The 17,427-nt window shown below is 67.1% G+C and carries 17 protein-coding genes and 1 tRNA gene; 8 read left to right on the top strand and 10 right to left on the bottom strand.

The window, feature by feature from the left end:
• The first annotated feature begins 3 nt into the window (after positions 1–3).
• The 4 genes from IOE58_RS12755 to IOE58_RS12740 are packed head-to-tail and all read left to right on the top strand — an operon-like array spanning position 4 to position 4,274.
• The gene (locus IOE58_RS12755) at positions 4–543 is read left to right on the top strand and encodes a (2Fe-2S)-binding protein (RefSeq protein ID WP_193866749.1); all 540 of its coding nucleotides are present in this window, start codon (positions 4–6) and stop codon (positions 541–543) included.
• A complete protein-coding gene (locus tag IOE58_RS12750; RefSeq protein WP_193866748.1) occupies positions 540–1,571 on the top strand; it encodes an FAD binding domain-containing protein in 1,032 nt (343 codons plus the stop codon). Before IOE58_RS12755 ends, IOE58_RS12750 begins: the two co-directional genes overlap by 4 nt.
• Positions 1,564–3,636, top strand: a complete 2,073-nt coding sequence (locus tag IOE58_RS12745) for a xanthine dehydrogenase family protein molybdopterin-binding subunit (RefSeq protein ID WP_193866747.1) — start codon at positions 1,564–1,566, stop codon at positions 3,634–3,636. Before IOE58_RS12750 ends, IOE58_RS12745 begins: the two co-directional genes overlap by 8 nt.
• Positions 3,633–4,274, top strand: a complete 642-nt coding sequence (locus tag IOE58_RS12740; protein ID WP_193866746.1) for a nucleotidyltransferase family protein — start codon at positions 3,633–3,635, stop codon at positions 4,272–4,274. Before IOE58_RS12745 ends, IOE58_RS12740 begins: the two co-directional genes overlap by 4 nt.
• A 4-nt stretch (positions 4,275–4,278) precedes the next feature.
• On the opposite strand, the gene IOE58_RS12735 is transcribed toward IOE58_RS12740, so the two are convergent.
• Positions 4,279–5,073 carry an XdhC family protein gene (locus tag IOE58_RS12735; RefSeq protein WP_431831711.1) on the bottom strand — a complete coding sequence of 265 codons (795 nt, stop codon included), beginning with the start codon at positions 5,071–5,073 and terminating at the stop codon, positions 4,279–4,281.
• Positions 5,018–5,452 carry an XdhC family protein gene (locus IOE58_RS14895; protein WP_431831710.1) on the bottom strand — a complete coding sequence of 145 codons (435 nt, stop codon included), beginning with the start codon at positions 5,450–5,452 and terminating at the stop codon, positions 5,018–5,020. The genes IOE58_RS12735 and IOE58_RS14895 overlap by 56 nt, the downstream gene beginning before the upstream one ends.
• 326 nt (positions 5,453–5,778) lie before the next feature.
• Between IOE58_RS14895 and IOE58_RS12730 the strand changes: the two genes are divergently transcribed.
• Both IOE58_RS12730 and IOE58_RS12725 read left to right on the top strand, forming a co-directional pair.
• Positions 5,779–6,135 carry a hypothetical protein gene (locus IOE58_RS12730; RefSeq protein WP_193866745.1) on the top strand — a complete coding sequence of 119 codons (357 nt, stop codon included), beginning with the start codon at positions 5,779–5,781 and terminating at the stop codon, positions 6,133–6,135.
• Between the two features lie 53 nt (positions 6,136–6,188).
• A tRNA-Lys gene (locus IOE58_RS12725) sits at positions 6,189–6,261 on the top strand.
• A 214-nt stretch (positions 6,262–6,475) separates the two neighbouring features.
• Here IOE58_RS12725 and IOE58_RS12720 read toward each other — a convergent pair.
• From IOE58_RS12720 to IOE58_RS12690, 7 genes are all read right to left on the bottom strand, one after another.
• The gene (locus IOE58_RS12720; RefSeq protein WP_228020086.1) at positions 6,476–6,943 is read right to left on the bottom strand and encodes an HD domain-containing protein; all 468 of its coding nucleotides are present in this window, start codon (positions 6,941–6,943) and stop codon (positions 6,476–6,478) included.
• A gap of 10 nt (positions 6,944–6,953) precedes the next feature.
• Positions 6,954–7,400 carry a hypothetical protein gene (locus IOE58_RS12715; RefSeq protein WP_193866744.1) on the bottom strand — a complete coding sequence of 149 codons (447 nt, stop codon included), beginning with the start codon at positions 7,398–7,400 and terminating at the stop codon, positions 6,954–6,956.
• Between the two features lie 26 nt (positions 7,401–7,426).
• Positions 7,427–8,551: a tyrosine-type recombinase/integrase gene (locus IOE58_RS12710; protein ID WP_193866743.1), complete on the bottom strand. Its 1,125-nt coding sequence runs from the start codon at positions 8,549–8,551 to the stop codon at positions 7,427–7,429.
• The gene (locus tag IOE58_RS12705; protein WP_181869305.1) at positions 8,548–8,733 is read right to left on the bottom strand and encodes a helix-turn-helix domain-containing protein; all 186 of its coding nucleotides are present in this window, start codon (positions 8,731–8,733) and stop codon (positions 8,548–8,550) included. Before IOE58_RS12705 ends, IOE58_RS12710 begins: the two co-directional genes overlap by 4 nt.
• Positions 8,708–10,183 (bottom strand): replication initiator, encoded by a 1,476-nt coding sequence (locus IOE58_RS12700; protein ID WP_193866742.1) that lies wholly within the window; start codon positions 10,181–10,183, stop codon positions 8,708–8,710. Before IOE58_RS12700 ends, IOE58_RS12705 begins: the two co-directional genes overlap by 26 nt.
• Positions 10,180–11,619, bottom strand: coding sequence for an FtsK/SpoIIIE domain-containing protein (locus tag IOE58_RS12695; protein WP_193866741.1), 1,440 nt, complete (start codon positions 11,617–11,619; stop codon positions 10,180–10,182). The genes IOE58_RS12700 and IOE58_RS12695 overlap by 4 nt, the downstream gene beginning before the upstream one ends.
• Before the next feature lie 107 nt (positions 11,620–11,726).
• A complete protein-coding gene (locus IOE58_RS12690) occupies positions 11,727–12,146 on the bottom strand; it encodes a plasmid replication, integration and excision activator (protein ID WP_193866740.1) in 420 nt (139 codons plus the stop codon).
• A gap of 99 nt (positions 12,147–12,245) precedes the next feature.
• Here IOE58_RS12690 and IOE58_RS12685 point away from each other — a divergent pair, with 99 nt between their 5' ends.
• Together IOE58_RS12685 and IOE58_RS12680 are read left to right on the top strand one after the other, a co-directional pair.
• Positions 12,246–12,992 (top strand): hypothetical protein, encoded by a 747-nt coding sequence (locus IOE58_RS12685; protein WP_122942810.1) that lies wholly within the window; start codon positions 12,246–12,248, stop codon positions 12,990–12,992.
• Positions 12,993–14,115: 1,123 nt separating this feature from the next.
• Positions 14,116–15,789 carry a hypothetical protein gene (locus IOE58_RS12680; RefSeq protein WP_193866739.1) on the top strand — a complete coding sequence of 558 codons (1,674 nt, stop codon included), beginning with the start codon at positions 14,116–14,118 and terminating at the stop codon, positions 15,787–15,789.
• Between the two features lie 760 nt (positions 15,790–16,549).
• Here the strand turns inward: IOE58_RS12680 and IOE58_RS12675 are convergent.
• The gene (locus tag IOE58_RS12675; RefSeq protein ID WP_193866738.1) at positions 16,550–17,425 is read right to left on the bottom strand and encodes an SDR family NAD(P)-dependent oxidoreductase; all 876 of its coding nucleotides are present in this window, start codon (positions 17,423–17,425) and stop codon (positions 16,550–16,552) included.
• Positions 17,426–17,427 lie beyond the last annotated feature (2 nt).

Raw genomic sequence — 17,427 nt, 5'->3', positions numbered from 1 at the left:
CCGATGGGCCATCCAGTCCACCTCATCGTCGATGGTCAGCCGCATGACCTGACCGTCGACCCGCGCACCACCCTGCTCGACGCGCTGCGGGACCACCTGGGGAACATGTCCCCGAAGAAGGGCTGCGACCACGGGCAGTGTGGCGCCTGCACCGTGCTGGTCGACGGGCGGCGGCTGAACTCCTGCCTGCTGCTGGCCGTGTCCCTCGACGGCGCGGAGGTGCTCACCTCAAACGGCCTCGCCACCGACGGCGAGCTCTCCGCCCTGCACACTGCTTTCCTCGAGCAGGATGCCTTCCAGTGCGGCTACTGCACCCCCGGGCAGATCTGCTCCGCGACCGGTGTGCTCCGCGAGGCGGCCGAGGGGCACCCCAGCGTGGTCACCGAGTACCACGGCCACGACCACCCGATCGAGCTCACCGAGGACGAGATCCGCGAGCGCATGAGCGGTAACCTGTGCCGCTGCGGCGCGTACGTCAACATCGTCGCCGCCGTCCAGCAGGCGGCCGGGGCGAGCGCCGCGAGCGAGGGGACGGACCGATGAGACCCTTCGACTACGTACGCGCGGACGACCCCGCCGGCGCCGTCGCCGCGGCCGCCGAACGACCCGGCGCGGCCTACCTCGCCGGCGGTACCAACCTCGTCGACCACCTCAAGCTCGGGATCACCGCCCCTGATCTGCTGGTCGACCTCGGCCGTCTCGACCTCGCGGACATCGAGGAGCTGCCGGACGGCGGCCTGCGAGTCGGCGCCATGGTCCGCAACAGCGATCTGGCCGCCGATCCGCGCGTGCGTCGCGACCACCCGATGCTCTCCCGCGCCCTCCTCTCCGGCGCCTCGGGCCAGTTGCGCAACGCCGCCACCACCGGCGGGAACCTGCTGCAGCGCACCCGCTGCGTCTACTTCCAGGACCCCACCACCCCCTGCAACAAGCGTGCCCCGGGCAGCGGCTGCTCGGCGCTCGGCGGATACACCCGCTACCACGCGATCCTCGGCGCCTCTGACGCGTGCATCGCCACCCACCCCTCCGACATGGCGGTCGCGCTCACCGCCCTGGACGCGACCGTGGTGGTGCTGGGCAACGACGGCGAGAAGCGCCTGCCCCTCACCACGCTGCACCGCCTTCCGGGGGACGAGCCCGAGCGAGACACGGTCCTCGAGCACGGCGACCTGATCACCGCCATCGAGCTGCCCCCGCCGGACCGCGCCGCCCGCACCCGTTCCACGTATCGCAAGATCCGCGACCGCGCCTCCTACGCCTTCGCCCTGGTCTCGGTCGCCGCGGTGCTCGAGCTCGACCCGGACGCCGCACGGCCCACGATCCTCTCCGCGAGGATCGCCCTCGGAGGCGTCGCCCACGCCCCCTGGCGGGCTCGCCGCGCCGAGCAGCTCCTCGCCGGCGCCCCCGCCACCCGCGAGAGCTTCCGCCAGGCCGCGGCGGCCGAGCTCGAGCAGGCCCGGCCCGTCGCGGGCAACGAGTTCAAGGTGACGATGGCCCAGGGCGTGATGGTGAGCGTGCTCGCCGAGCTCGCCGGCCTCGACGAGGAGAACAAGGAGCCCCGTGATGAGTGACCTCCTGCGAGCCTCCGCGATCGGCACCGGACGGGTGCGTCTGGACGGGCCCGACAAGGTGCGCGGCCTCGCCCCCTACGCCTACGAGCACCCGGTCGAGGATCCGCTCCATCTCTTCCCGCTGTGCTCGACGATCGCGCTCGGCCGCGTCACCGCGATCGACGCCACAGCCGCGCTCGCGCTCGACGGGGTGGTGTGCGTGATCACCCACGAGAACGCACTCCGGCTCGCCGACACCGAGGACGGCGAGCTGACGATCCTCCAGGACGACCGGATCGGCTTCCGCGGCCAGTACCTCGGCGCCGTCCTCGCCGAGACCCCGGAGACGGCCCGCCACGCCGCCGACCTCGTCGTGGTCACCACCGAGGCTGCGCCGCACGACGCCGACTTCCGCCCCGACCACCCCGCAGTGCGCGAACCCGAGGACGGTGCCGACGACATCGACACCGGTGACCTCGAGGCCGCGCTCGCCGCCGCGGAGATCGTGGTGGACCAGCGGTACTCCACCCCTCTCGAGCACAACAACCCGATGGAGCCGCACACCACCATCGCCCGCTGGGACGGCGAGCAGCTCACGCTGTGGACCTCCACCCAGGGCGTGCATCCCGCGCGACAGACCCTCGCCCCGATACTGGGCATCGACCCCGAGCAGCTACGGATCATCAGCCCGCACGTCGGCGGCGGCTTCGGCTCCAAGGGCCTGCCCCACGCGGACATGATGCTCACAGCGATGGCCGCGCACGCCGTGCCCGGCCGCGCCGTGAAGCACGCCGTCACCCGCCAGCACATGTTCGCGCTGACCGGGCACCGGCCCGCCACCTCCCAGCACCTCCGGATCGGGGCCCGGGCCGACGGCACGATCACCGCCTTCGGGCTCGAGGCGGTCTCCAGCTCCTCGCACACCAAGGAGTTCCCCGAGATGGCGATCAAGCCCTCTCGGCAGATGTACGCCGGCGAGCACCGTCGCATCACCCAGCGCGTGCTCCCGCTGGACATCGCCGTCCCCTCCTGGATGCGCGCCCCCGGCGAGGCACCGGGGATGGTGGGCCCGGAGATCATGATGGACGAGCTCGCCGAGGCCTGCGGGGTCGACCCGATCGAGCTGCGGGTGCGCAACGAGCCGGAGCGTGACCCCGACACCGGGATGCCCTTCAACCGACGCCGGCTGATCGACTGCCTACGCGAGGGCGCCACCCGCTTCGGCTGGGCCGACCGCGACCCGCAGCCCCGTGCCCGCCGGGAGGGCGGATGGCTGATCGGCACGGGCGTCGCCTCGGCGACCTACCCCGCATCCCGGCAGCCCGGCTCGAAGGCCCGGATCCGTCACGAGGCGGGGGTCTACGAGGTGGGCATCGGCGCCGCCGACCTCGGCACCGGCACCTGGACCGCCCTCACCCAGGTCGCCGCCGACGCCCTCGAGGTCGACCCGGACCGCATCGCGCTGCGAATCGGCGACACCGCGCTGCCGAACGCGACCGTCGCCGGCGGCTCCACCGGGCTCGCCAGCTGGAGCGCGGCCGTGCTGGCCGCCGCGGACGCCTTCCGCCGCGAGCACGGCACCGCCCCGGCCGACGGCGTCGAGACGATCGGGGAGGCGGCGGAGAACCCTGCCGAGAAGAAGCTCGCCATGCACTCCTACGGCGCCCAGTTCGCCAAGGTCCGCGTCCAGGAGGAGACCGGTGAGATCCGTCTGGACCGCATGCTCGGGGTGTTCTCCGTCGGGCGGATCATCAACCCCCGCACCGCCCGCTCGCAGCTCCTCGGTGGGATGACCATGGGGGTGGGGATGGCACTGCACGAGAAGGGCGAGCTCGACCCCCGCTTCGGACACGTCGTCAACCACGACCTCGCCGAGTACCACGTGCCCGTCAACGCGGACATCCGCTCCCTGGAGGCGTACTGGCTGGACGAGGAGGACCCCCAGGCCGGGCCGCTCGGCGCGCGCGGCATCGGCGAGATCGGCATCGTCGGCGCCGCCGCGGCGATCGCCAACGCCGTCCACCACGCCACCGGGGTGCGGGTGCGGGACCTGCCCGTGCTCGGCAGCGACCTGCTGGCACGGTGAGCGCCGCGTCGTTCGACGTCCCCCGGCCGGCGGCCGCGCCTCCCGTGGGCCTGCTCCTGGCCGCGGGCGCCGGACGGCGCCTGGGCCGCGGCCCGAAAGCACTGCTGCTCCTGCGCGGCGTCCCCCTGGTGGAGCACGTCGCTCGCGCCCTGCGCGAGGGCGGCTGCGCCGAGGTCGTGGTCGTCACCGGCGCGGGCGCCGAGCGGGTGGGCTCCGTCGTGGACAAGATGCCGTGGGCGCGCACGGAGCAGAACCCGCGCTGGCGCGAGGGGATGGGGACCTCACTGCGCACCGGCCTGGCCGCGATCGGACCGGGCCGCGACGTGCTGGTCACGCCGGTGGACCGCCCGGGGATGTGCGCGGCGGAGGTGGCCCGGGTGCTGGCCGCCCACCGCCCCGGAGGCATCACCGCCGCCGCCCACCGCGAGGCCTCCGGCGGGCTCCGACGGGGCCATCCGGTGCTGTTCGACGCCGCCTTGACCACCGCCGCCGCGGAGGCCGCGCACGCGGACGTGGGCGCCCGCGACCTGCTCCGCGCCCGACGGGATCACGTGCAGCTCGTGGACTGCACGGATCTCGACGACGGTGCGGACCTGGACCTGCCTGAGGACCTTTGGCGGCTGGACGCGCGTGGCTGACCTCTCAGCCGCTCGTAGCAGTGCGCGCATGCAGCGGACCGCTGCCGTCGCGCAGCGGCTCGACGGTGCGGCGCTCGGCCCGCACGGCCAGGATTTCCGCGAGGATCGCGATCGCCACCTCCGCAGGGCTCTCCGCCCCCAGGTCGAGGCCGATCGGGGAGCGCAGCCGCGACAGCGCCTCCTCGTCCACCCCGGCCTCGCGCAGCGCTGTGCGCCGATCGCGATCGCTGCGCCGGGACCCCATCGCACCGACGTAGGCGATGTCCAGTCGCAGAGCGGTGGCGAGCACCGGCACGTCGACCTTGGGATCGTGCGTGAGCACGCAGACCATGCTACGGGCATCGAGATCCCCGCGCTCCGCGGCCGCGGCAAGGAACCGGTGCGGCCAGGCACGCACCACCTCCGCCCCCGGGAACGCCGTGGGATCGGTGAACGCCGGCCGATGGTCGCACAGCGTGATCCGCAGCCCGAGCGGCCGCGCGGCCTCCACCAGCGCCTGCCCGAAGGCGTTCGCCCCGCACACCACCAGGTGCGCGGGCCGGATACGGGACTCGACGAACAGGTCGATCGTCGAGGCGCCCGCAGGGAGGCGGAGGGTGCCGGTGCGAGCCTCGCGGAGCATGGCGGCGACCTGTGCACTGCCCGCCTCGAGCAACTCCGGGGGCAGCAGCATCGTGAGCGCGCCGCGGACCTCCTCGGCCCCGTCGCCCGCGAGCAGGACAGCGCGTGGGCCGTCGGCGTCGTCACCCTCGGGGGCGACCGTCCGTGGTGCGTCGGACTCCCGCGGCAGCCGGGTCACGTAGGCGGCGGGGGAGGGGTCGTTGACCGTGCCGTGGGCTCTGCGTCCCCGGGGGCGGGGGAGCGAACGGCTGGATCAGCACCTCGAGCGAACCTCCGCACATCAGCCCGACGGCGAAGGCGTCCTCGTCGCTGAACCCGAAGCTCCGCAGGCTGCTCCTCCCGGTCTCGAGCGCTTCGCGGCAGGCCTCGAGCACCGCCCCCTCGACGCAGCCACCGGAGAGCGAGCCGTGCAGTGCGCCATCGGCGCCCACCAGCATCGAGGTGCCCACGGGCCGCGGCACGGAACCCTGGGCGGAGACGATGGTCGCGACGGCGCAGGGCACCGGATCGGAGGCGCGGGCGAGGCGCTCCCGGGCGCCGTCGAGGATGTCGAGCACCTCCTCAGCCTATGCTTCGGCCCCGATCGACACGACGGTTTCGACCCCTCGATCGGGCGGGGTGCAGATCACCAAGGCGGTGCTGCTGGTGGCGGCCGTCGGCGTCTCGACGGTGTGGATCCTGGCGCTCAACCGCTTCGATCTCTGCGAGCAACCGCTTCGATCTCTGCGAGGTGCTCGGCAGGGCCGTCGCGATCGAACTCGTCGACGGGCACCGAGAGACGTTACGGTTGCCCGGGCGTGGCATCTGGATCTCCCCATTGCGCAAGCGGGCCCCCACAGGGCACGTCGCCCGAGTTCGCCGTCCATTCGAACGGAGCCCGACCATGAGCGAAGCACCGAACCTGCACCCAGGAGAGACCGTTTTCAAGAAGGGCGGCGCCAACATGCAGCGGGGCATGGAGACCGTGGGCGGCAAGCTCACCCTCACCAACCAGCGGTTGCTGTTCGATGCCCATGCCCTGAACTTCCAGCGCGGAGCCACCGAGGTGTGGCTGCAGCAAGTGGTGGGCCAGAAGGGCGGATGGACCAAGTTCCTCGGCGCGATCCCGCTGGTGCCCAACTCGATCGTGCTCACCCTGGCCGACGGCGAGGAACTCAGCTTCGTGGTCTCCGGACGCGCTAAGTGGCTCGCCGCGATCGAGAAGGCGCGTGGCGGCGGCGAGGCGGCCGCCCCCCACTGACCTGCCGGGGCGACCGCCACTCGCGGGTAGACTGGTCTGGCCCGAAAGGGCTGGGGCCTGTAGCTCAGTCGGCAGAGCATCGGACTTTTAATCCGCGGGTCGAGGGTTCGATCCCCTCCGGGCCCACCCTGGTCAGAGCGACTTTCTAGGTTCCGACCTTTGCTCCGAAGTTGGCGATGACAGCAACGCTGACAGCAACGCGGCTGAGCGTGCTGCGCTGGACGCGTCGTGACAGCAGCCGTGCGGCATCGGCCCTTGTGACGGTCTGGACGAAGGAACCCCATGCCCTTCTGGACATGGGGTTCCACTCTCCGCATGAGGTGTGCGCTCGAGGAGTCGACTATGAGGTGACTCCCATGAGCATCGCCCAGGACTCGGCGTACTTGGCGGAAAGCCGGTATCGAGTGGACGACGGGAGCCGGAAGGCGCGGTCTGGGCCGCAGTTCTCCGCGAGGTCAGCTGCCTTCACGACCCGGGCAATCCTGTGCTCACGGATGCGTGCAAAATAGTCGGCACGTGAGGTGCCGTCGCGCTTGGTCAGGCAGTCGACTGCGTCGAGGATGCGATCCGGCATGCCGTGACTGCGCAGATCTTCGAGGGTGACTTCTGAGTCTTCGACGACATCGTGCAGCCACCCGGCGGCAACGCAGTCGAATCGGTCCTTGGCCGGGGCCATGTACAGTGCGCATTCCGCGACGCGTTGTGGGTGGGCGATGTAGTCCTCGCCCAGCTTGTCCGTCTGCCCCTCATGTGCACGCCGGGCGATGGACTGTGCACGTGCAACAAGGTCGAGTCCTTCGAGTTCCAATTTGCCTCTCCTAGTCGATGGGTGGGGTCGGGGTGGCAGCTTCGACGGCGCTGACCCAGGTAGCGATGCCCAGCGTCGAGAGTTCGTAGTAGCCGTCGATCAGAACGGAGCACTTCGTCGCTGCATCGGGGGCAGGGGAGCCCTGATCGATCAGGTAGCGGTACACCACTGCGCTCTCGCCGCCCTCTGATTGAGCCGCGGCAAGAGCTTTCGGGAGGGCGACGTCGAGCTCGTCGTCAGCGTCTAACCACAGCATGCGCCGTTCTTCGTCGTACACCACGGCCATGAACTGCGGGTTGGTCGAGGACTCCGAAGGGAAGCGGTCGACCCAGAAGGCTGGATAGGGGAACTCCGACCAAGGTCCGTCAGAACGACTCGGGCTCCCGAGGATGGTGGCGTCGGTGGGGTGTGATCTCATCTTCGATGTTTCCGCTTTGCTGTTGACAGTCGGGCGCATGTGGTGTATGTACCTCCTTCTGGAGGCTACCGGAAGAGCGCGTCCATCCGCTGCGCGGACTCGTCCTGCAGCGCCGGGATGACGTGCGAATAGGTGTTCATCGTGACCGCGATGGCGGAGTGACCCAGAAGTTCCATGACGACGAGCGGAGCGACACCCTCTGCGAGGAGCAGGGGCGCGCAGGTGTGCCGGAGGTCGTGCAGCTTGACCCGGCGCAGCTTCGCCTTCTTCAGGAGCGCCTCGAACGCCCGGTTCACGTTGCGCGGCTCGATCGGTGTTCCCGCCTGGGACGTGAACACGAGCGTCGTCGGGTCCACGGGCAGCCCGAGCGAAGCAAGCTTCACTCGTTCGGAAGACTGGTGGCGTCGCAGAGCATCGATGCAGAAAGACGGCACCACGACCCGACGGCGCGAGGTGTCCGTCTTGGGGCTCTTCAGCCGCAGCTCGCCCCGAGAGCGCTGAAGGGACTGCACGACCCGCAGGCGGCCGTTCTCGAGGTCGACATCGCCCCACCGGAGACCGAGTGCTTCCCCTCGGCGCAGCCCGAGCCCGATATAGAGGGTCCACAAGGCTTCCCAGTCGTGCCCCTTTGCCGCTCTCAGGAGCTGCTTCGCCTCCACCGGGGTCAGCGGTTCGACCTCCTGTCGTGCAGGATTGGAGACCACGACGAGCTTCGCCACGTTCCTCGGGACGAGGTCCTCGCGCATTGCGTGCTGGAGTGCCGAGCGGATGATCGCGTGGATCTGCTTGACCGTGGCCGCGCTCTTGCCTTCGCGGCTCTTCGCGCCGAGGAACTCCCGCAGATCTGATGCGGTCAGCTGACCCAGCGGCTTGGAGCCAAGTGCGGGGACGATGTGGTTCCGGATGTAGCCCTCGTACGTCTGATAGGTCGCCGGGCTCAGCCGCGGTTCCTGGACGTCGCGCATCCAGGACTCCAGGAAAGCCTTCACAGTGAGCCGCCCAGGGGTCGCGGCGATGCCCGACCGAGACGATTCCTGCATCTTCGCCAGCTTCGCACTGACCTCCTTGCGGGTCTTCCCGTACGCCGTCTTCCGCCGACGAGTGCCGTCCGGGGTCAGGACGTACGCCGCACCAGCCCACCGGCCGTCCTTGCGCCGATAGATGCTGCCCTCACCGTTCGCGCGGCTCATGCGACCACAGGGGCCGGTTCGAGGCTCTCGACGTACGCGAGAAGATCAGCGGCCTTGACCAGGCGGGAGCGACCGAGCTTGACGCTGGGCAGCTCGCCGCAGCGCATCAGGTCGTACACACGGGTCTTCGAGACGCTGAGCCGATCAGCGACCTCGTCAGCGGTGAAGCAGAGCTTCTCCATGATTCTTTCCTTTCTCGTGGAGTCGACGGGCGGCGCAGCGAGAGTCCTTCCACTCGCGTGCTGCGTCGGCGGCGGAGCGGGCGAGCTCGGCATCGCCGGGAGTGAGCCAGCCCTGTCCGACGAAGCGGAACTCATTGATCACGACGGTGTGCTCGGTGACGTCGAACGAGTCAGCGGTCCCCGAAGAGCCTGCGGACGTCTCGAGCCGTTCGCGGTCGCGGTGGTACTTGCGCCGCACATCGCGGAGAGTGCCGAGGGTCGTGGAGAACCGGCGGGACTTGCTCGCGAAGTGACCGCGGAAGCCGAAGGCATCAGCCCACTTCCCGAGCAGCGCGTAGGGGCTCGCGAATCCGTCGGCGAGGAGCGCCCGCCCACACAGCTCGAGGCAGGTCTCCCGCAGGCGCTTGAGGTGCCGATTCGGTGCGCCCTCCGCTGCGACATCACCAGCCGCCTTGGTGGCGTACTTGGCGAGGTAAGCCGCAACCATCTCGGGGGAGACGTCGCCACCATCGTCTGTGTGTCGCTGGACGGGGCGCGCATCGACCTGACGGCCGAAGCGGAGAGTACGAGCGCAGTCATTGCCGTCGACCGGCGCTGAATCGACCTCAACGCCCTGCGCGGCTTCGAGACAGCGCTCAGCAAGCCACGAGGCGGGGGCGTCGATTGCGGGGGAGGGGAAGGGCTCCTGGTCCGTCGGAGCCCCATCGAGCCGGACAAGTGCATGCAGGTGGATCGCGCCGCGCTTCTGGTACTCGCCGACCTTGGCGAACTGCACGCGGAGGAGATCCCTCGAGGCCTTCTCGCTCATGCCGAGATGAGTCGCGACCAGACGGCGCAGGCGGATCGTGAAGCGCCGCCAGAGTTCGGGGCAGTGCCACTGCCAGACGGTCTGCCCCTCGTAGTCGTAGCAGTCCGGGCACAGTGGCTGCCCGATCCGGGCGTCGTCGGCATCGTGGTGCTCGGTGCAGCGGCGAGGGCGACCGTGCTCGCACAGGCCCGGCGCAGCGTTGACGGTGCACTGCCGAGGCTGAGCACCGGGACGAGTCGACGAGTGCACAGTGCCGAACGACGGTGCGGTCAGAGTGAGGAACACCAGCGGGTGCGTGGAGACGCTCTCCGGGACCCCCTTGTCCCCGCCGGAGACCCCTGCGGAGAGGAGGTGCCACATGTCGCCCTGGTACTCATGAGAGCACGAGGGGCAGCGGGAGGCCCGCCGGTTGCCGCAGCGGACGTAGAGAACGCTGTCAGGGAGGTCGCGGCTGTCGAACGTGTGGAGGTGCTGGCCGGACCTGCGATCGAAGGTGCGCGCCTGACCGAAGAGGCGCACCGGGCGGGAGCAGAACCCGGTCGAGGCGGCCTGCTTGGACCAGTCCTCGAAGCCGTCGGAGAGCATCCGTGTCAGTGCGGTGGGATCCTCGACGTCGAGGGTGTAGAGTTCGGGGTCGATCACGATGCGGCTCCCTCCGAATCCGACTTGCTCCGAGCGCGAGCCCGTGAACTCCGAGGCTTCTCCGTGGGCTCCGGGACGACGACGGGGATCGTCGACGGGGCAGGGAACTGCTCGGCCGCTGCCCGGATCAGGTCGTCATCGACGAACGCAGCGCGCACGCGCATCGGCTCCGAGCCGTCTTCCGGGACCACATAGCCGATGCCCGGAGAGGCGAGCGGAATCTTGTGACAGAGGGCCCCAGATGCCACTGCACCGTCACCAAGGACCATCGAGGTCTCCTCGCGATCCCGCAGACGAAGCCCGACCATCTGGGTGAACAGGCCGCGGTTGGGGATCGTCTCCTTCCGGGGATCCTGGAGGCAGGCAACCACGGTGTAGCCGACGGCGCGCCCCTGGGAGCAGAGCAGCGACATCGCGGTGCGAGCGCGGCTCTTGAGGTCGCGGTCCTCGATGTACGACGTCAGCGCGGCCACCTCGTCGATCAGCACGACGACCAGCGGTTCATCGGCACTCGCGGTGTGCTGGCGGGTATGACCGGCCATCCGTTCGAGGCGAGCACTCATCGCCTCGACGGCGTCCTCGAGCACCACCACGGCTTCAGCAGGCGTCACGGCGTAGCGGGTGAACAGATCCTTGCCCATTCCCAGCTCGACGCCGCCCTTGAGGTCGATCCCGTGTACCTGTGCTTCGCCGCGAGCGATGGCGGGAGCGAGGCCGATGGTGACGCCCCAGACGAGCGATGCCTTCCCGGAGCCCGAGGAACCGGCCACGAGGGTGTGTGTGCCCGCGATGCGGAGCCACCAGTCATCGTCCGTTGTGTCGACCCCCATCCACACCGAGCACCCGTCCCACGGCTCTCCAGCATCGGAGAGGCCACGGTTCACGGTCTCGGCGAGGGCATCGCCGAACGTGAAGATCAGCGTGGGGGAGAGGTCTCCCGTCACGCGAATGTCCGTGGCGCCTGCCGTCGTGCGGAGGCGGTCCGCGACCTTCTGGAAGTCCTCAACGGTCTGGCCAGTGAGCAGTCCGGGCACGACGGCGAGCTCGTTGCGAGTCCACCGCCTACTCACGATGGTGGGGCAGACAAGGCGCTTCTGCCCCTCACGATCAATGCTGGACGATGCCAGCCCGCACTCCTCCATGAGCAGCGGCCATGACTCGAGCAGGTCGAGCCACACGGACCGGCGCGTCAAAGGGTGCGAGATAGCCCGGTAGTACGTGTGGGGCTGGAACCGGGCCCAGAGTGCGAAGTACAGCGCGATGGCTCCGACGACGGCGAAGGGCTTCCAGCTCCCGAGCAGGTCGGCCGAGAGCCAGGTGAACATCGCGACGACGAACCAGAACCGGTGGAACCAGCGCACGTGACCCCAGAGGCCCGTGAGAATCCACCGCAGCTCGGCGAGGCCGAAGCGGAAGGCGAGGGAGGCGGTGTGCATGGCTCACGCACCCCCGAACGCCAGCTGCCAGCCGAGCGGGATGATCTGCCAAAGCAGGATCCCGATCGCTGCGACGTTGAGCAGACCCATCGCCTTCCGCTCCATGATCACGCCGCCTCGGTGCTCGAGGTGCGAGCGGAAGCCTTCGCCTCGGCGAAGCCCGTGGCCCTCAGCGAGTACGCGATCTTCGGGAAGTTCCCGTTCTGGTCGACGTACGGGGTGAGGGTGAGCCCCTCGAAGGCGACGGCGCGGAAGGGACCTGTGGCCGGCCCCTTGGGCGGCACCGGCTGGTGATCGGAGGAGACCTTCACGGTCACCTCGGCCTGACCCTTCCGGCTCTCGGGATCCGGATCCAGAACCCGGACCTGCCAGACGCGCTGGCCAGAGACCTTGTCGCGCACCTGGGGGTCGACCTCGCCGGCCCTCTTCTTGTCGAAGTCCTCGGCGGCGGTGACCTCGCCGATCATGTACGCGCCCTGGGGGAACACGTCCTCCATCTGGACGGGGAAACGAGTCTGTACAGCCATGGTTGGCCTCCTTGGGTTGGGATCAACTGCCCGACCAGTAGACACATGACACTTGACGAACGTCAAGTGACAATGTGAGGGCATGCGTATGATGAGTGCATGAGCCAGCCGTACATCGCTACCAACGCGCAGGTCGGAGACGCCTTCAACCTGCCCGAGCCGATCCGCGATTTGGCGGAGAAGCTGAGGTTGCGTGCGCTTGAGACGAGCCACGAAGCAAGAGAGGAGCTCGAGGCGGGCCAGCGCGACGAGCTGTTCCTGCTGGCGTCTCTCGGGTTCGCGAACGAGGCCGAGCGCGAAGCCAAGGACCTCCGGACGCTCCTGACGGCCTATGCTCACGCGGTCGCGAGCGAGCGGCCCAGCCTTCAGGAGGTGGCGAGCTGGCAACGAGTCACCCCGGGGAACCTGCGGCGAAGGTACTCGCCAATCCACGTAGACGCTGTCAAGTCCCTCCTGGGCGACCGAGTGTCCTTTGACCTGGTCGAGACCGCCTTTGCATCAGTCGATGATGAGATGCTGCGTGATCGGAACGACCAGGCTCGGAATGACTACCGCATGCGTGCGGATATCCGCAGCGCATTCACGACGTTCATTGATGAGACTGCCGATGTGCTGCACGGCGAAGGGTGGCGAGGTCGCACGTTGGTCGAGTCTCGCTTCGACCCGAATCCGCTGCGCGGATACACGGGGGTAAGCGCGCTAAGCGTGGAAACCAAGAGAGCGCTGACAGATGTCTCGCCTAACCTTATGGAACACGCACTGTCCCGCCTCAGCGACGACCACGCAAAATACTTTGAGTTCGAACGGCATGCCGTGGAGCAGGCTGGTGTTGTCCCGCGGGCCTGATCGCTACCGTTCCGAAGATCGAGAAGGTCGCCTGATCGTGGAACGGTGTGCAGGAGCGATATCAGCCGGCGAAGGAGTCTTCCACGACGGCATCCGCAGCGCGTGCGACGGCGGCAAGTCGGCCTTGGCGTAACGCGTCCACAGGCGACTCGTCGTCGAGCCACGGGTTGGCCCCCGTGAACCATGTGCGTGCGACTGCCTCGCCCTCGGCCTCAGAGACCGTGCACCAGGCGGAGTAGGCAGCGCGAAGACGTCGTTCGCTTGCTGGACCCGGGGCTGCTGATCCCGCTACCCACGCATGAGCATGCTGAGGACCTCTGGATCCGGCTAGGGCCGAAACCAGCGTGGGTCCAAGACGCGCGTTGAGCCTCCTGGTGCACTCGCGGAGCTCGATGCTCAGGCCGGAGGGCTCAAGAGTCGAACTCGGCGCCCCGCCATGTCTGGTGAACGTTTGACCTGCCTCAGAGGACCCCACTGATGTGCTCCTTCCAGAGGACCTTGGTCAAGGAGGCTACCTCGAAGGCTTCCGGGCGCGCCGTCGGGCAGAAGCGAAGGCGCTTTCTCTGGGCGGAGCGCCCCTCGCCGGCCGCCGCCAGGGGGTAAATATCGGACTTGCTGCCGTGAAGGTTCCCGACACACGAGCCCCGTCAGCTCCGCCCCACTACCATCAACCGCATAGCTGCACCATCGCAGTGGTGTCAGAAGCTGACCTCGGGAGTTCCTTCCGGACGTCAGGGCCCGAGGTCAGCGCCCGCAATTCCACTGGAGGTCTCGACGTCGAGTACTGGCTCGTGAGAACTTTCCCTACTCCTTCAAGGGGCGGCTCCGCCGCCCGCCGTGAGTGGCACATGATCGCTTCCGGTCCTCGCTTCGCTGCGGGCCTCAGCGCTCACCGTGCCACTCACTCCGCAAGCCGCACCTGAAATTCGCTTGGTAAAACTGTAACTATTGACCCAAGGAAAGTCGATTGGCCCAGCACAAACGCAATCTCCAGCTATCATTCGACTATGTAATCTGCGAGCGCTGCGATGAACAGCGGCTTCTCGCCCGCCCGTGCATTAACTGCGGGAGAGGGCCGGAGCCTGATGAATGTCAGCAGGATCTCTCGCGGAGAATCGGTCTTGTGGACGACTTTCGAGCGACCCGGAGCTCCCCGACTTCGCCATCCGGTGTCGATCTGAGCCAGCTCGAACGACAAGTGGACGAAACAACTCGAACAGTTGAGCGCGCGTTAGCTAAAGCGTCCCGAGAAGGCGAGGCGCCGGGAGCTCTTCTGGCCGCTTTCTATCAGCTCGACAGCCTTGTGCTTTCGTGGCAATCGCCGCAGCCTCGACCAAATAGAAATCTAGGAAAGCTCATCGGTCGCGCACTCGGGCAGTTGCGGGCTGGGTACGAGAAGTTCCTTGATGCGATGTGTGCCCCAGACATGAACGAGGCACAAAGGTTCGAAGCTGAAGGCAACGCAGAGATTCGGTTGGGCGAACGCCATCTTGCGCAAATCGAGGAGTTGATCTGGGCGGACGAGGTTTCCAAAGACTCAGACCCCCTCCAGGTGGCTAACAGTGCCGGCCGGGCTATTCGCGACAGGCTAGGCAACCCGGCCACAATCGAGGAGCTGGAGCTTGAGCTCAGGCGTATCGAGGGTGCGAGTTCGGTAAGTGGAGGATCAGGCATTGAGTATCAAATAATGCGCATTATGGCGCTCACTCAATTTGACTTTGATCGCTTCACCGATATTCGGGACCGAGTTGCGGATGTGCTCGGGAAGTCCAGTGCCTTCTTGGAGCTGGGAAAGGGTGAAGCGTGGCGGCGTCAACATGCAAGGGCGCAGGCAAACCTTTCGGGCTCACTTAGTGCAGCAAATCTTGTCGTGAACTCTGAAGACTCGGGGGAGCTGGACATTGTCAACAGTGCGGTTCAATGTGTTGCAACTCTTCGAGATGGCGTATTACGACACGCAGTTGCAACTGTCGTGGCTCTCGACCCGGGCGAGTATGATTCGTTCGTAAGTAAGAGTGGCGGACATTCTCTCAAGGCTGCCGATAGGCGTTTTCCAGAGATCCCGATATCTGAGGGGCTCGAGTCGAGTTTTCGTAACGCCGGGGGGCATGGGGGAGTGGACGACCTGAACGGCGACGAGGTGACTATTCAGGGGAAAACATTCTCTTCTGAGCAGTTCACCGATGTGTATCTGGCTTACCTTGAAACTGTTCTTTCTGTTTGGAGCGGCCTGAATCTCGCGCTCGACCGACTTGGGGGTGAGTTCAGGATGCTGGACTACATTTCACCCAGGGATGTGAAAACAGCGATCACTGCCGGGGTGGGAATCTTGGGCGTGGAGTGCGCCTCGATTGAGACGCGCGGAGATTGGCTCAGTTTGAAGGTCCAAAGTTCTGAACACGATTGGCTGCAAGTCGCGGCGTTCATTAGTGGAATTGAACTAGTGGAGGCGGAGTCGTTGCTAGTTGAGTTTCTGGACGGCGGAGTCGTTCGTCATTTCACGGCTAGTCTGAGTGTGTTTAGGGAGGCGGATTATGGCGCGGCGGCCATGAGTGATGAAGAGAATGCACTTCTGGTTGCTGGAGTGCTTGCGGGGTGCGCACTGGGCGGGGTCTCGTTATGGCATAGGCAAGATTGGTCTGCCGTCTTGTCGAAATTGACCTCGCGAGATGGTGTTGAGGATTATAAGGCTTGGATTGCTCGACTTAAGGCCTTCAGGCGTCTAGCGATCGAAGTTGGTGATGATAATGCTGCGGCGTCATGCCTGTCTGCAATTCGGAGTTTTCGGATGGCGTGAGTGTGGTTCGGGCATAATTGCCATTGATGCGCCCCCAAATCCCTGACAGCAACGATGACAGCAACGCGATGGTGTCCGTCGGCCTCGAATCTGCTGTACGAGCTCGCTGACCTGGTAGAACCTGGTCGGCCACCCGTGTCCGGACGGACTTCTAATCCGCGGGTCGCGGGTTCGATCCCCGCCGGGCCCACTGGTCAGAGCCGATCTTCCGCGCTCTTGCCGCGTCCCACGGCGTGATGTGACAGCAACGTGGCCACGAACCCGACCAGCTGAGGCGCTCAGTTGGACCGCCCGCTCGGTCAACTTCAGGAGCGATGTCAACACTTACCGAGACTTCGACGAAGGTCACCTCGATCGTGGGGACGTCGCTTCCGCCAGGTGGCTCGGGATCGAGCTGGCCCTGCTACGGAGACTTCTCTGCCTCGCCGACACGAGAACCTGCATCGACGTCAAAGCCATATTCCTGCCGCAACTGGCCAAGCAGATCACCACTCTCAAGCGGCGACTTCGCGCCGTGAATGACATGCAACAGCAGCTGCGAGAGGTGCAGAGCCACGGCGACAATTGCCCTGGCAGCATAGAGCGATCTCGCTCGCAACGTGCGTTTTGATCTATCGTTGGGCAATAACCGGGCGGATACTTCGCGAATGTCGCTGCAGCATCGGATTTATGAAGCTGGAATTGTCGGGCCCAGAATCATTTGGCTACGAATTACTCTGTCGCCTCCGTGCCGTCTTCCAGCCAAAGTTTCGAGGCCGAGTCAGCGACTAAGTGTCTGGGCGCCGTCTATGATGATGTTCTGGCCGGTGACGTACCCGGCCATGGCGGAGCAGAAGAACAGGACCGAGTCGGCGATCTCCACCGGGAAGCCTGGGCGGCCCAGCGGCAGTCTTTGCAGCATGGCGGCGGGCCCGTCGGCGGGCATCATGCTCTGCATCTTTTCTCGAGTGCGGACAGCGTCCTTTGGCAACACATCTCCGGCGAAGTCACCGCTGGCTATGGCGTCGATCCGTTCCTGAGTGATCGTCGACCCGGGCGTGACGGAGTTAACCAGGATGCCGTGCTCGGCGAGCTCCTTGGCCATGTTTACCGTTGCCATGGCAAGGCCCGCCTTGATCGTGGAGTAAGCGGCGAAGATCCCGGTGGGTCGGAACGCGTCCGTGGAGAGGATGTTGATGATCCGGCCTCCGTTGCCAGCTGTGATCATGGCTTCTGCGGCGATCTGGGCGGCGAAGAAGGCTCCCTTGAGGTCGACGGCCTGCTCCTGGTCCCAGAGTTCCTCGGTGGTGTCGAGGAAGACCCGGTTCTGGAACACGGCGGCATTGTTGACGAGGATGTCGAGCCGACCGTAACGCTGTACCGCCTGCTCGACCACGCGGCGCGTGGAGTCGAGGTCGGCGGCGTCGGCCTCCCGAGCAACCGCGGCGCCACCGCTGGCAGTGATCTCGTCTGCGAGGGGCTGGAGGGTGCTGAGCGTGCGGCCGGTGAATACGACGGTCGCCCCGGCCTCAGCGAGACGTCGCACGATGGCTTCGCCGAGACCGCGGCTGCCTCCGGTGACGATGGCGACCTTGCCGTCGAGGGAGAGAAGCTGGTCCAGCGGGGTGGGTTCGGGGATGGTGAGAGGTGCCGTCATGT

This window comes from Brachybacterium epidermidis, from assembly GCF_015209585.1.
GTDB lineage: Bacteria > Actinomycetota > Actinomycetes > Actinomycetales > Dermabacteraceae > Brachybacterium > Brachybacterium epidermidis.
Note: the sequence above shows the minus strand (reverse complement) of the source record. Positions and strands in the feature narration are given on the sequence as shown.